At 66.1% G+C, this 12,540-nt stretch carries 10 protein-coding genes and 2 pseudogenes; 4 read left to right on the top strand and 8 right to left on the bottom strand.

Annotated features, from left to right (window positions below):
- Positions 1–183 precede the first annotated feature (183 nt).
- The gene (locus tag OG390_RS22170) at positions 184–1,137 is read right to left on the bottom strand and encodes an IS481 family transposase (protein ID WP_406170401.1); all 954 of its coding nucleotides are present in this window, start codon (positions 1,135–1,137) and stop codon (positions 184–186) included.
- A 236-nt stretch (positions 1,138–1,373) separates the two neighbouring features.
- On the opposite strand from OG390_RS22170, the gene OG390_RS22175 reads away from it, so the two are divergent.
- Both OG390_RS22175 and OG390_RS22180 read left to right on the top strand, forming a co-directional pair.
- Positions 1,374–1,766 carry a transposase gene (locus OG390_RS22175; protein ID WP_406170403.1) on the top strand — a complete coding sequence of 131 codons (393 nt, stop codon included), beginning with the start codon at positions 1,374–1,376 and terminating at the stop codon, positions 1,764–1,766.
- 17 nt (positions 1,767–1,783) lie between these two features.
- Positions 1,784–2,227 carry a hypothetical protein gene (locus tag OG390_RS22180; RefSeq protein ID WP_406170405.1) on the top strand — a complete coding sequence of 148 codons (444 nt, stop codon included), beginning with the start codon at positions 1,784–1,786 and terminating at the stop codon, positions 2,225–2,227.
- Between the two features lie 36 nt (positions 2,228–2,263).
- On the opposite strand, the gene OG390_RS22185 is transcribed toward OG390_RS22180, so the two are convergent.
- The 4 genes from OG390_RS22185 to ltrA (OG390_RS22200) all read right to left on the bottom strand — a co-directional run bounded on the left by OG390_RS22185 (position 2,264) and on the right by ltrA (OG390_RS22200) (position 7,274).
- The gene (locus tag OG390_RS22185; protein ID WP_406170407.1) at positions 2,264–2,818 is read right to left on the bottom strand and encodes a group II intron maturase-specific domain-containing protein; all 555 of its coding nucleotides are present in this window, start codon (positions 2,816–2,818) and stop codon (positions 2,264–2,266) included.
- Positions 2,819–2,886: 68 nt separating this feature from the next.
- Positions 2,887–4,176 carry a group II intron reverse transcriptase/maturase gene (ltrA, locus tag OG390_RS22190; protein WP_406170409.1) on the bottom strand — a complete coding sequence of 430 codons (1,290 nt, stop codon included), beginning with the start codon at positions 4,174–4,176 and terminating at the stop codon, positions 2,887–2,889.
- A gap of 558 nt (positions 4,177–4,734) precedes the next feature.
- Complete coding sequence (locus OG390_RS22195) at positions 4,735–5,469, bottom strand: reverse transcriptase domain-containing protein (RefSeq protein ID WP_406170411.1); 735 nt, start codon at positions 5,467–5,469, stop codon at positions 4,735–4,737.
- A gap of 551 nt (positions 5,470–6,020) precedes the next feature.
- Positions 6,021–7,274, bottom strand: a complete 1,254-nt coding sequence (ltrA, locus tag OG390_RS22200) for a group II intron reverse transcriptase/maturase (protein WP_406170413.1) — start codon at positions 7,272–7,274, stop codon at positions 6,021–6,023.
- Positions 7,275–7,868: 594 nt separating this feature from the next.
- Here ltrA (OG390_RS22200) and OG390_RS22205 point away from each other — a divergent pair.
- Positions 7,869–8,690 carry an IS5 family transposase gene (locus OG390_RS22205; RefSeq protein ID WP_406170415.1) on the top strand — a complete coding sequence of 274 codons (822 nt, stop codon included), beginning with the start codon at positions 7,869–7,871 and terminating at the stop codon, positions 8,688–8,690.
- Here the strand turns inward: OG390_RS22205 and OG390_RS22210 are convergent.
- Together OG390_RS22210 and snpA are read right to left on the bottom strand one after the other, a co-directional pair.
- Positions 8,608–9,174, bottom strand: coding sequence for a hypothetical protein (locus OG390_RS22210; RefSeq protein WP_406164537.1), 567 nt, complete (start codon positions 9,172–9,174; stop codon positions 8,608–8,610). The genes OG390_RS22205 and OG390_RS22210 overlap by 83 nt on opposite strands.
- Before the next feature lie 362 nt (positions 9,175–9,536).
- Positions 9,537–10,190, bottom strand: a pseudogene (gene snpA, locus OG390_RS22215) (snapalysin); the annotation flags it as partial.
- 573 nt (positions 10,191–10,763) lie between these two features.
- On the opposite strand from snpA, the pseudogene OG390_RS22220 reads away from it, so the two are divergent.
- Positions 10,764–11,415: pseudogene (locus OG390_RS22220) on the top strand (mobilization protein); the annotation flags it as partial.
- Between the two features lie 265 nt (positions 11,416–11,680).
- Here OG390_RS22220 and OG390_RS22225 read toward each other — a convergent pair.
- Positions 11,681–12,526, bottom strand: coding sequence for a hypothetical protein (locus tag OG390_RS22225; RefSeq protein ID WP_406170417.1), 846 nt, complete (start codon positions 12,524–12,526; stop codon positions 11,681–11,683).
- Positions 12,527–12,540: the final 14 nt, after the last annotated feature.

The raw sequence follows: 12,540 nt of genomic DNA on the forward strand, positions 1-12,540 counted from the left end.
TCGGCTCCACGTGCCGCACCCGCCCCAGAGCGTGACGTACCAGGAGGCCGGAACTGGGACGATGAGACACCCGATACGACAAGACTCCCGACAGCTACCTCGCCAGTCTCCACCTGCACGCCTCGATGATCTGGATCAAAGACCTCACCAGGACCACCCGATGATCACGACTCGATACGCGCCCTAGGTGTACTGACCCGTGAGGTTGGGGACGCGGCTGGCGGGTGGTTGGCCCTTGAGCGCGGTGTGTCCGCGGTGGTGATTGTAGGTGTGCAGCCAGGCCGGGTAGGCGGCACGTCTGTCGTCCTCGGTCCGGTAGGGCCGCGCGTAGGCCCATTCGTCCAGGAGGGTGCGGTTGAAGCGCTCGACCTTGCCGTTGGTCTGAGGCCGGTACGGCCGCGTGCGCTTGTGTGAAATGCCCTGCTGTGCAAGGGAGTTGCGCCACAGGTGACTCTTGTAGCAGGAGCCGTTGTCGGTCAGAACGCGTTCGACGGTGATCCCGGCCTCGGTGAAGAAGGCGTGGGCCCGCTGCCAGAAGGCGACGGCGGTCTCCTTCTTCTCGTCGGCGAGGATCTCGCTGTAGGCGAGGCGGGAGTGGTCGTCGACGGCGTTGTGGAGGTAGCTGTAGCCGGCGCCGGAGCGGGTCTTGTGGCCCGCCTGGCGTCCGAGGGTCTTGTGTCCGCCGCCGTCGGGGATGTTGCCGAGCTTCTTGATGTCGACGTGCCACAGCTCGCCCGGGCGGTCGCGCTCGTAGCGGCGGATCACCCGGCCGGTGGCCCGGTCCAGGTGCGTGAGCCGGGCCAGGCGGTAGCGGGTCAGGACCCGGTGGACGGTGGCCGGGTTCAGGCCCAGGAGGTAGGCGATGCGGGCCGGTCCCCACCGGCGCAGGACGCGGACCTTGATGATCCTGCGTTCGGTGCGGGTCGGGGTCCGGCGCGGGCTGTGGTGCGGGCGGCTGGAGCGGTCGCTCATGCCTGCCTCGCCCAGCTCGCGGTAGCGGTCGGCCCACCGCTTGGCCGTGGTCACGGAGACCTGGAAGCGTTCGGCGGCCCTGCGCAGGGGCCAGTCGTCCTCGACCACACAACGGGCCAGACGCAGCCGTCCGGTCTCGGTCAGGGGTGCATTACGGTGAGGCACGAGGGCCTTTCTGGTCGCCGGTGCAGATGTCGCAATCCACACCAGGCCAGAAGGCCCTCACCCATTTCAAGATCAATCAGCCGTGAACCCTGTCACCAACCTCCGTGGGCAGAACAGCTAGCGAGCTGCGGGCGTGAAGTGGGAGACACCCTCTGCGGCCCCTCTCTGACAGCCTCGGCTGAGGCACCCGTCTTGTCGGGTTAGCCTGGATGGGCGAGACAGGAGTACACCCCGGCATGGCCAGCACCACCACCCCCAGCAGCTCCGGACCGGATCCGGCGCCGCGTCCGAAACGGCGCACATTCTCCGCCGAGTACAAACTGCGCATGGTCGCCGAGTACGACGCCGCCCCGGCCGGGGAGAAGGGCGCGACCCTGCGCCATGAGCGGCTGTACCACTCGCACATCATCGAGTGGCGCCAGGCCCGCGAGGCCGGCGCCCTGGATGCCCTTGTCGACCGGCGGACCTCGGCGGTGCGGCCGAAGAAGGCGGCCGAGCAGGCCGAGCTGGAGCGGCTGCGCAAGAAGGTCGCCCGGCTGGAGAAGGACCTGGCCCGCCGGGACGCGGCCCTGGAAGTCATGGGAAAAGCCAACGCGCTCTTGGAACTGCTCTCCGAGAGCGCGGACTGAAGCACGCCGCCGCGCCCGTGATCGACGAAGCGTTCGCGGGCGTGCAGGGCCAGTTGGGGACCACAGCGGCCTGCCGGCTGACCGGGCGCTCACGCGCCACCCACTACCGTCACATCAGCCCCAGGCCGAAGCCCGCACCGTCCCCAAGACCCGCGCCCGCTTCGGCCCTCTCGCCGGCCGAACGGGCCCAGGTCCTGGCGCTGTTGAACCGGCCGGAGTACGCCGACCTGCCGCCCGCGCAGGTCTGGGCGCGTGAGCTGGACGCGGGGAACTACTGGTGCTCGGAGCGGACGATGTACCGGATTCTGTCCGCCGCCGGGCAGAACGGCGAACGCCGCCGCCAGGCCACCCATCCGCCCAGGACGATCCCCGAGCTGACGGCGACCGGCCCCTCGCAGGTCTTCACCTGCCGAGTAGCCGGGAGGAATCTCACCTCCCGGCCCTCACAGAACCGTGCGTAACAGTCGCCCGTTACACGGCTCTTGTCGCCCTGATCATCAGACCATCCAGAGCGCCATCGTCACGCGCCAGTGCGCGAACATGCCGGGGTATCGCTTCGCGATCTCCTGGAACTTCGCGATGGCCTTGCGCTTCGGCGCCAGCCGCTTGTACTTCTGTCGGATCCAGCGCACCAGATAGGCGTTGATGCGCCTCAAGACCGGGTTCATCTCCCACGGCCGGAAGCGGCCGTAGTAGTTGACCCAGCCCGCCACCACAGGATTGATCCTGCGGGCGAGCTGCACGAAGGACAGGTCGGAGCGGGTGTGCAGTCGCCAGGACCGCACCTCCTGCCCCATCCTTTTCAGGGCTTCCTTGCTGACGACCGGCGTGAACGACAGGAACTGAACACCCTGTCGGTCACGGCTCAATCTGGCGCGGAAGGTGTAGCCCAGGAACGTGAACGCCTCGTGCTCGTGCGAGCCGCGGCGCTTGTCGTCCTTGCAGTACACGATCCGGGTCTTGTCCGGGTGCAGTTCCAGCCCGACCTCGACCATCCTGTTCCGGAGCGCGTCCAGGACCTCGTGGGCCTGACGCTCTGTGACGCAGTGCATGACCGGGTGAGTCGGCGGCGGGAATCTCACCCGCCGCCGCTCGCAGAACCGTGCGGGAGCCTCTCGGCTCACACGGCTCCCATTGCCCAGCCATCAGGTTTGAGGCCGAACCGCCAGTGGGCGAACATGTTGGGATACCGGCGGGCCGTGCCAGCCAGTAGTTCTCCCGCGCGTTTCTCCCGGCGGCGTAGTCGTTTGTACTTCTGACAAGCCCAGCCCACCAACATGCGGTTGATGCGCCGGAGAAGGGGATACAACATGGACTTGTAGAAGCGTCCGTAATAGTTGATCCATCCCTGCACGACGCTGTTGAACATCCGTGCAAGGTCCATCAGGGACTTGTCACTGCGTTGAGCGATGCGCCAGGAACGCATCTCCTTGCCCATCGCCTTGATCGCCTCCTTGCTGACCGCGGGCAGGAAGTTCACAAAGTGCTTCCCATACCGGTTCTTGGCCAGCCTCGGCCGGAACGTGTACCCGAGGAACGTAAACGACGTGTGCTCGAACGAGCCGCGTCGGTCAGCGTCCTTGCAATACACGATGCGCGTCTTGCCGGGATGCAACTCCAGGCCGACCTGCGCCAATCTCGCTGCGAGCGCGTCCCGCACGCGGCGGGCCTGGTGCTCGCTGCGGCAGTGAATCACCGCATCGTCGCAATACCGCTCGAACGTGATGTGCGGAAACTCCCGCCCCAGCCACTCATCGAACGCGTAGTGGAGATACAGATTCGCCAACACGGGCGAGATCGCCGACCCCTGGGGAGTCCCGCGATCCCTTTCCTGCACCGAACCGTCCGCCTTCGCCAGCGGCGCCACAAGCCACCGCCGGACATAAAGCAGGACCCACTTCCCGTCTGCGTCAACATGCCGCTCGACGGCCTTGAGCATCAGCTCATGGTCCACGCTGTCGAAGAACGCCCGAATGTCGAGATCGACCACCCAGTCGTTCCGCCAACAACGCCGCCGGCACGTCTCCACCGCGTCCAGCGCAGACCGCCTCGGCCGGTACCCGTAGGAGTCCGGATGGAACACAGGCTCCACCCGCCTCTCCAGATACATCGCGGCCACCGTCTGGGCGATCCGGTCAGCCACAGTGGGCACCCCAAGCACACGGACACCTTTCCCGCCCGCCTTGGGGATCTCCACGGCCTTCACCGCCGGAGGGAAATACGAGCCAGACGACATACGATTCCACAGCTTGTACAGATTTCCCTTGAGGTTCTGCTCGAACTGCTCGATCGAAACGCCGTCCACCCCGGGTGCACCCCGATTGGCTTTGACCCTCAGATACGCCTCCCACACCATCGACTTGGAAATATAGAACGACTTGACCTCGGCCTGCGGCCTTGATCCGTTCACCTGGCTCCTCCCGGACATACCGGTTGACCACCAAACAAGATCAGGACAACCCGCCCCCTTCGCTCCATCCCCATTACAGGGACTTCATCACTACTACGAGGCGGTCCGTCCCCCTGCCACGCATCGGTACTCAGCCCCTCACAGTTTTAGCTGCTTGGGGTTCTCCCTTATCGCCAACCGGCCTTCAACTTGACCGTCGGCAGCATCGCGGCGAGGGGTTCCCACGTTCCGCACTGGTGCCTGTCACCGAGCTCGCGCCACCTTCATGCCGGGCCGCCACCTGGCCAGGAATACAGGAACCCGCCAGACTTGTCCCGGGGCAACAACTGGACCCCGGTTTCGGCAACCACTCATACGCTTACGACACTTCAGCAGTGGTTCACTCGCGTTCGCCTTCTCGGCACGCACCTGACGCATCTCGTGCGCCTTTTCCGCAGTGCTCATCACCCCGGCTCATTCACCGGAGCAACCTGCGGCGATTTGAGATCTCCCCCTGTGTGGGCGATCCCGGAGGGCCTACCTCCATCACCAGTGCAGCACCACGTCAAGAGCTTCCGTCTACATCAGAACCTCCTGTTGTGTTCGTGGCGCACCGTCGTCGGCATACCGCTCGAACTGGATGATGGGGAACTCCCGGTCCACCCAGGTGTCGAACGCGTAGTGCAGGAACAAGTTCGCCAAAACGGGAGATACCGGAGCCCCTTGCGGGGTTCCGCGCTCCCGTTGCCGCAGGGCTCCGTCGGGCATGACGAGCGGGGCGGCAAGCCACCTGCGCACGTACAACTTCACCCAGACGGCGTCGGTGTGTGCTTCCACGGCCTTGACCAGGAGGTCCCAGGGCACGCTGTCGAAAAAGCGGACGATGTCGAACTCGACGACCCAGTCTCGTTTCCAGCTGCGTTCCCGGCATTTCTCCACGGCATCCAAGGCCGACCGTCCGGGACGATATCCGTAGCTGTCCGGATGGAATACTGGTTCCACTCGCCGCATGAGATGCCGCGCCACAACGGTCTGCGCCACACGGTCCGCGACAGCGGGAATGCCGAGCATTCTCATGCCACTTCCGTGCACCTTAGGAATCTCCACCGCACGCACCGGAGGAGGAAAGTAGGAGCCCGACGACATCCGGTTCCAGACCTTATAGAGATTCCCTCTCAGGTCCTTCTCGAAGTCCTCGATGCTCTGCCCGTCCACTCCGGACGCCCCTTTGTTCTCCCTGACTTCCTCCCATGCTTCCTTGATTTCCCACTTGGAGATTTCAAACGACTTGGCCTTCGACTTCAACTGGCTCACCGAACTCCTCCCGGGATACTCCCGGTTGATGCGATCAACTCAGTCACGAGCGACCCGCCCCCTTCGCTCCACCCCGATTACAGGGGCTTCAGCACTACTACGAGACGGTCCGCCAGCAGGGCCACGGGTCGGTACTCAGCTCCTGGCAGTTTCTGCTGCTCGGAGTCCTCCCTCTCGCCCACCATCCGGCGGGCAGTACCGGGCCCTGCCTTCTCCTGTTCCGTACGGATGCCGCAGACCGGGCTCACGTCGCCTATATGCCGGACGCCACCTGACCAATAGACGGGCTCCCGTCAGGCTCATCCCGAGATCTATCCCATACCCCGGTTTCGACGTCGTCTGATTGTGTTACGACACGTCAGCAGCGATTCACTTGCGTTCGTCTTCCCGTTCCCCACCTGACACCTCTTCCGATGCCTTTTCCTCATCGCTCACCACGACGGTCGTTAACCAACGCAGCATGAGGTCGAGTAGCCGGGGGGAATTTCGCCCCCCGGCCCTCACAGATCCCGGCGTGACAGTCTCCCGTCACCGGGCTCTTGTCATCCTGATCACCAGAACGTGGGAATCCATGCCCAATGGGCGAAGAGCCTGGGGTACTGACGGGTGATACGCCGCCAGCACGCATGGGCCTTCTTGAAGGTCCTCAGCCGCTTGAATTTCTTGCGGATCCAGCGCATCAAGTAGGCGTTGATGCGCTCCAGGAGGGGAAGCAGTGCTGTCCGGTAGAACGCGCCGAAGTACTGCATCCAGCCCCGAATGATTGGATTGATCGCCCGTGCGAGCTCTGCGAAGGTCCGGCCGATCTGCCGATGAAGCCGCCATTGCCGCACTTCACCGCTGATCTTCTTCGAGGCTTCCTTGCTGATCGCCGGCAGGAACGAGGTGAACCTCTCCCCGTTCCTGTCGATGGCCTTGCGGGCCCGGAAAGTGAACCCCAGGAAGGTGAACTCCGTCTGCCCGAAGGGCCGTCGGCGTTTACCGTCCCGGCAGTACACAATCTTGGTTTTGTCAGGGTGCAGACGCAGCCCGACCTCCCGCATCCTGTTCGCGATCGCCTCCCGTAGTCTCCGGGCCTGGCTCTCGCTGACGCAGTGCACAACACCATCGTCTGCGTACCGTTCGAACGGTACGTCCGGGTGCTCCCGGGCCATCCACATGTCGAACGCGTAGTGCATGAACAGGTTAGCCAGTACAGGCGAAATCGCAGAACCCTGCGGGGTTCCCCGATCACGCTGCTGCAAGGTCCCGTCGGGCAGTTGCAACGGCGCCTCAAGCCACCGCCGCACATACAGCACTACCCAGGGGAGATCGGTGTGGGCCTGAACCGCTTTGATGACAAGGTCCCATGGCACGCTGTCAAAGAACTTCTGGATGTCCAAATCAATCACCCAGCCGTACTTCCAACAGCGTTTTCGGCATACCGCGACCGCGTCCAACGCGGACCGCCCAGGACGGTAACCGTAGGAGTCCTGATGGAAGATCGGTTCGACCTTTTCTTCAAGACGCCGGGCCACAACCGTTTGAGCGATTCGGTCCGCCACGGTAGGAACACCGAGCAAACGAACCCCGCCACCATGCGACTTCGGGATCTCCACACCCTTCACCGGAGGGGGAAAGTAACTCCCCGAGGACAGACGATTCCAAATCCGATAGAGATTATTCTTCAGATCCTTCTCGAAGTCCTCGATGGAACGCCCGTCCACCCCTGGCGCACCTTTGTTTGCCTTGACCTTCTCGTACGCCTCCTGAACCTCCCACTTCGAAATCTCAAACGGCTTGCCTGATGATTTCAACTGGTCCACCCAGCTCCTCCCGGAGACCTTCCGGTTGACCGAACGAACAATCAGTCACGGATGACCCGACCCCTTCGCTCCCCCCTCATTACAAAGGGTTCCTCACTACTACGAGCCGGTCCGCCAGCACGCCCCGCATCGGTACTCAAGCCCTCACGGTTCTTCCGCTTGAGCCACTCCCTCTCGCCACCCGTATTACTCAAGCGGCATTATCGGGGCATGCCTTCTCACGTTCCATGCGAAAGCCGCAGATCAGGCTCACGTCGCCTCCGTGCCGGACACCGCCTGGCCAGTAGACGGGACTCCCGCCAGACTTATCCCGGAGCAACCACAAATCTCCGGTTCTGATGTCATCTATCTTCTAACGACACTTCCGCAGCGATTCACTTGCGTTCGTCTTCCTGATCCCTACCTGACGGCTCTACCGCCGCCTTTTCCACATCGCTCACCACGACGGTCGTCAACCAACGCAGCATGTGGCGGTTTGGCACCATCCCCCGCAGGACGGCACCGAAGGGCCAACCATCCTTCATCTCTCGCACAGCACCGCATCAAGAAGCTCCTCCTACCTGAACTCCCCTCTACGTTCGTGACACACATGGTTTGAAGCCTCCCCCCGCACGCTCGGCGATGCCGGTGCCGGCCTGGCTGCTCAAGCGGGGCGGGCGTCCGGAGGCGTATTGCCACCGCGAGATGCTCGACGCTGTGCGCTACCTGGTCGACAACGGCGTGAGGTGGATGGCCCTGCCGGTCGATTTCCCGTACTGGCGGGCGGTCTATGACTTCTTCCGCCGCTGGCGGACCTATGACTACGTGCGTGAACTGTACGAACGCCTGCGATGTTCGGCGAGGGCACGCGCAGGCCGCAACGCCGAGCCCAGTGCGGGAATCATCGACAGTCAGTCGGTGGACGCCTCCGAGACCGTCGGCGAGGACAGCCGCGGATACGACGGCGGCAAGTCACGTGACGGGCGCAAGCGCCACATCCTGACCGATTCCGAGGGCCTGCTCCTGGAGGTGACCGTGACCACGGCCGATATGCACGACTCCAAGGCCGCCCCCACGCTGCTGGAGACGTTCATGGACCAGCCGGGCCGGCTGTTGAAGCTGGTGTGGGTCGACAGTGCCTACCAGGGTCCGGCGCTGGCGAAGGCGTTCGCCCGTCACGGAGTCCGGATCGAGGTCGTGCGCCGATCCGACGGGCAACGCGGATTTGTCGTACTGGCCCGCAGGTGGGTGGTGGAGCGCACGCTGAGCTGGCTGGCCCGCTCACGCCGCCTCAACCGCGACCACGAACGCCGCCCCGACCACCACGCCCAGATGGTGTGGTGGGCCGCCGTGATCAGGCTGTCCCGGCGCCTGGCCGCAGACGCTCCGCGCTGGCCGGAGAAACGCCCCGGCCGACTGCTCCGGGCGCGGGCATGAACCGTCCGTCCTCCGCCCGCACCAGCCAGCCCCGCTTCTCCAGCACGTAGGCACGGTGACGGATCTTCTCCACCTCGTTCTTGATCTCCGCTTCCCGGCCCACCGCCCGCGTCAACTCCACCCCGTTCACCGGCCCCGAAGCAGCCACCACCGCGGCGAACACCTCCCGGTACAGGCCGCTGAGCACCTCCTCGCCCAGGCCCGACCGCCACACCGGCGGCCTCTCGCCATGCCCCGCGCCGGGGCCGCTCGATCTCACGGCAGCAGCCATCTCACCACCAGACGGCACGGAAACCGGCGTATTCACCGGGCTCTCCCCGGCCAGCACCGACACGAGCTCCTCACGCCCCACCCGGGCCCGCTCGACCCGCTCCCGCGCGGCATCCACCTCCGCCTGAGCCTGCTCCAGAACCTCCGTCCAGGACTCCAGATCCTGCCTCGCCCGCGCCTCACGCCGTTCCATCAGCCCCAGCACCGACGGCATCGCACCCTCCTCGATCAACAGCAAGCCGTCCGCTGCCTGCCCCTACCCCGTCGCGATCATGCCCCGCACACGAAGAAGCCCCTGCTCATCGAACAGGGACTCCCTTTGCCACAACGCACTCAGACGACCGTCTTGAGCATGCGGCTGCAGCCGTCCTCGACAGCGAGCCGCTTCCCACTGGAACGCAGTCAATTCCAGGGCGTGCGGTGGTGCGGATGCCACGGACCATGGCCCGGCCCCACGGGCCATACCGGCCATGCCGCACTCGGGCCGCCAGCGGGCTGGTCCCCCGTGCCAGGGGCCACGGTCGGTGCCGACGGTGCAGCGCTCGGGTCGCCAGCGGGCTGGTTCCCCGTGCCCGGGGCCTGCGCGAGCCCATTGGCCCACAGTTCGTCGACACGCGCACGCTCGGTGGCGTTCGGGTAGCGGTTGGTGCAGGACGGGCCGGGGCCGCCGCCCGACATCAGCTCACTGCACGGCCCGCTGTAGTTGTCCGGCAGGCCCAGCACGTGCCCGGTCTCGTGGGTGACGACGCGGATCGGGTCGTTCTGCTGGATCTGCGTGTAGTCGAGGAGGATCTGGCCGCTCCCGTGCCCGTTGGTGGAGGCGTGGGACCCGCGGGGGTCGTTGCCCTCGTAGTAGGAGAAGTCGGCCCCGCTCGAAGCCTCCTCGAGCTTGACGTTGGACTCGGAGCTGTTCCAGATCGCGGCCGCGCTCGATATCTGCGAACGGAAGCTCGGCGCCTTGGAGGCGTCGTAGTGGAGGGTCACCGCCTGCCCGCTGGGCTGGGCGGCGCGCTTCTCGGCGACCGACTTGAGCACGGCCTCGAAGAACGCCTTGTTGTTCGCGGCCTCCTCGGCCGACCCGTCGTACCCCGCCACGGAGGTATCGGCGGAAGCGGACGGGGTGGGGGCCGTCAAGGCGCTCGCCGGCACCGCTGCGCCCAGCGCGCTGGAGGCCAGTCCCAGGCCGAGAGCGAGGGCGAGGAGTCTCGGGGACATTCGGGACGAATTCATGTGGGGGGCTCCTACTCACTCAGTGACGCCGAGCGCCGCAGCGCGCGGCCGACTCGGCGTGAACACCGGTTCCGAACTGCAGCGACGTCCTGTGGGTCGACATTCTTAGAACGGCCCGACAAGGCGCGCAATGGGCCCCGCCACTACGTCGCCTCGTAGGTCCCAGGACCTCTCCGGGGCAGTGCGCGGGCCTCCGGTCCGCACACGGTGGCAGGAGGGAAAGCTGTCGCGGCGTCAGAAGCCTTACAGCGCGGGGCAGTGGGCGCGCGGGCCGGCCGGCCGGAATTCCGGGACGCGCGGCGGAATCCGCATCCGGGCCAAGACGGGCAAATCCTCAGATGTCCACCAAGCTGCATCTACTAAGTACACCGGTTGATTCGCGGAGCTCTGTGACCGACGTCACGGAATATGGGCTTCCGCTTCTTTCGCGCCCCATCGGCTCCGGGTCGCCCCCAGGGAGTCGCCCTCGGCGCTGGGCGACATCCCTGGCCACTGAGCCGCCGTCGCTCAGTCCTGATCAGGAAGGAAGCCGCGCAAGTACGAATAGCCCCACGCAACGCTGTCTAGTCCCCCCGGGCCCAGCGGTCCCAGGTCCGGGCGAAAGACCGTGCCGCCCACGCCCTGCGGAGCGCGGTACGCGACATCGTCCACACCGCCACCGGCCCCGACGGCAGCGCCTTGGCCGCCCTGGTCGCAGCCCTCGTCTGGGCGACCATCCTCGCCGGGCGCTGGCACAAAGCGAAGAACCACGCCCACCAGGCCGACGCCGCCCGCCAAGCCATCCAGCACCTCCAGACAGCCGCCGACCGCGCCCTCGCCCCGACGCTCGCCGAACTCACAGCCCGACCCGCCCAAGGAGGAAGCCCACCGCGTCCTGGCCAGCCACGTACGAGCAGCCGTCCCCGACCACGCCGAGCGCATCCTCGCCGACCCGGCCTGGCCCGCGCTCGCCACCGTCCTCGCCGACGCCGAAGCCCGCGGCCACCAACCCCACCAACTCCTCAAGGAAGCCGCTGCCCAACGCGAGCTGACCACCGCCCGCCAACCCGCCCGCGTCCTGATCACCCGCATCCAGCACGCCGGCCGAAACCCAGCACCCAACCGCCGTGCCGAAGCCGCCCGCCGACGCTCGACCATCGCAGGCTCGATCCCCGCTCAGCAGAGCCGTAGCCTCCAGCCGGCAGCGGCGGTACCCACTGAACAGCGGCACCGACGGCATCGGTGACGCGGGCGTTGAACGTCGGAACGAAAAGCAACGGTGGACCAGCTGCACGCGGGTGCCTTCGACATCCATGGCGAGGACGTCGCCCGCCTTTCCCCGGTTCGTGTGGCTGACGCAATGTGCGTCCGTGTCAGCCAGGGGGCACCTCGGGGAACGGGATCTGGGAGTCCGGCTCCAGCCACCCATACCCGACCGGCAGTTCGTCGGGCTATACGCCGCCAACGACACCTGGCGGTGAGCTCGCCCTGACGGGAAGAGGCCGCCGCAGTCAGCGCGCGGCCTCCTCGGCTGTCGGCGCTGGTGGGTCGTCGGCGGTGATGCGGGCCAGCAGTGCGCGGGCTTCCCGGAAATGGGGGTGGTCCGAATGCAGAAACCGCTCGCAGTCGTTCAGCGCCTCACGGACCGTCGCTTCCGCCTCACTTCGGCGCCCCAGGCCATGCAGGGCGACGGCCGTGGCTATGCCCAGACTCCCGCTCTGGCCCCGATCCCAACGTGGGGTGAACCGATGCGCCTCGGTGAGCGCTTCGTCGTACCGCTTCTGCCCGTTCAGGCTGCGCACCAGGCCGCAGTGCAGAGCAGCGACTGCCGTCCCTTCGGCGCGGGGCAGATTCCCCCGGGCGATGGCCTCGGCCTCCTCATAGCGGGCTTGCCCGCACAGCGCGTCGACCAGGTTGTCCAGTACGCACAGCTCGATCGACCACACCGGTGCCAGATGCTTGAGCCGAGTCAGGTCGCGCAGTATGTCCAGTCCCTCCGCCTCCGCCTCGCTGTGGCGCCCCGCACTGTTGAGAACCAGCATGCGGTTGCTCCGGATCATCAGCAGCAGTACCCGGCCGGGGCCGACCATCTCATTCAACTCTGCTGTGAGAGATTCCAGTTCGTCCAGCACCTGCGCCCCGCGCCCGTGAGCACAGGCCGCCGCCGTGGCCAGAGCCTTGGCGTGCCACCCCACCGCGAGACCCCGACTTCGCCTGAGCCGGCGCCCCGACTTTTCCTCCATCGCTCTGGCTCCGGCCTCGGCCTCCTCGTACTTGCCTTCCTGGTACAGCTGGTGGAGGCCCTCCAAGGTGGCCGCTTCCCGTACGCGGCTCCGTATCACCCGTGCGATCTTCACGGGCCATGAGGCTA

The organism is Streptomyces sp. NBC_00996 (assembly GCF_045162675.1).
Lineage (GTDB): Bacteria > Actinomycetota > Actinomycetes > Streptomycetales > Streptomycetaceae > Streptomyces.

What these genes read in the sequence shown, in the direction of transcription:
- OG390_RS22175 (WP_406170403.1), top strand. Translation starts at nt 1,374, where the DNA reads ATGGCCAGCACCACCACCCCCAGCAGCTCCGGACCGGATCCGGCGCCG.
- OG390_RS22185 (WP_406170407.1), bottom strand. Translation starts at nt 2,818, where the DNA reads ATGCACTGCGTCACAGAGCGTCAGGCCCACGAGGTCCTGGACGCGCTC.
- OG390_RS22210 (WP_406164537.1), bottom strand. Translation starts at nt 9,174, where the DNA reads ATGCCGTCGGTGCTGGGGCTGATGGAACGGCGTGAGGCGCGGGCGAGG.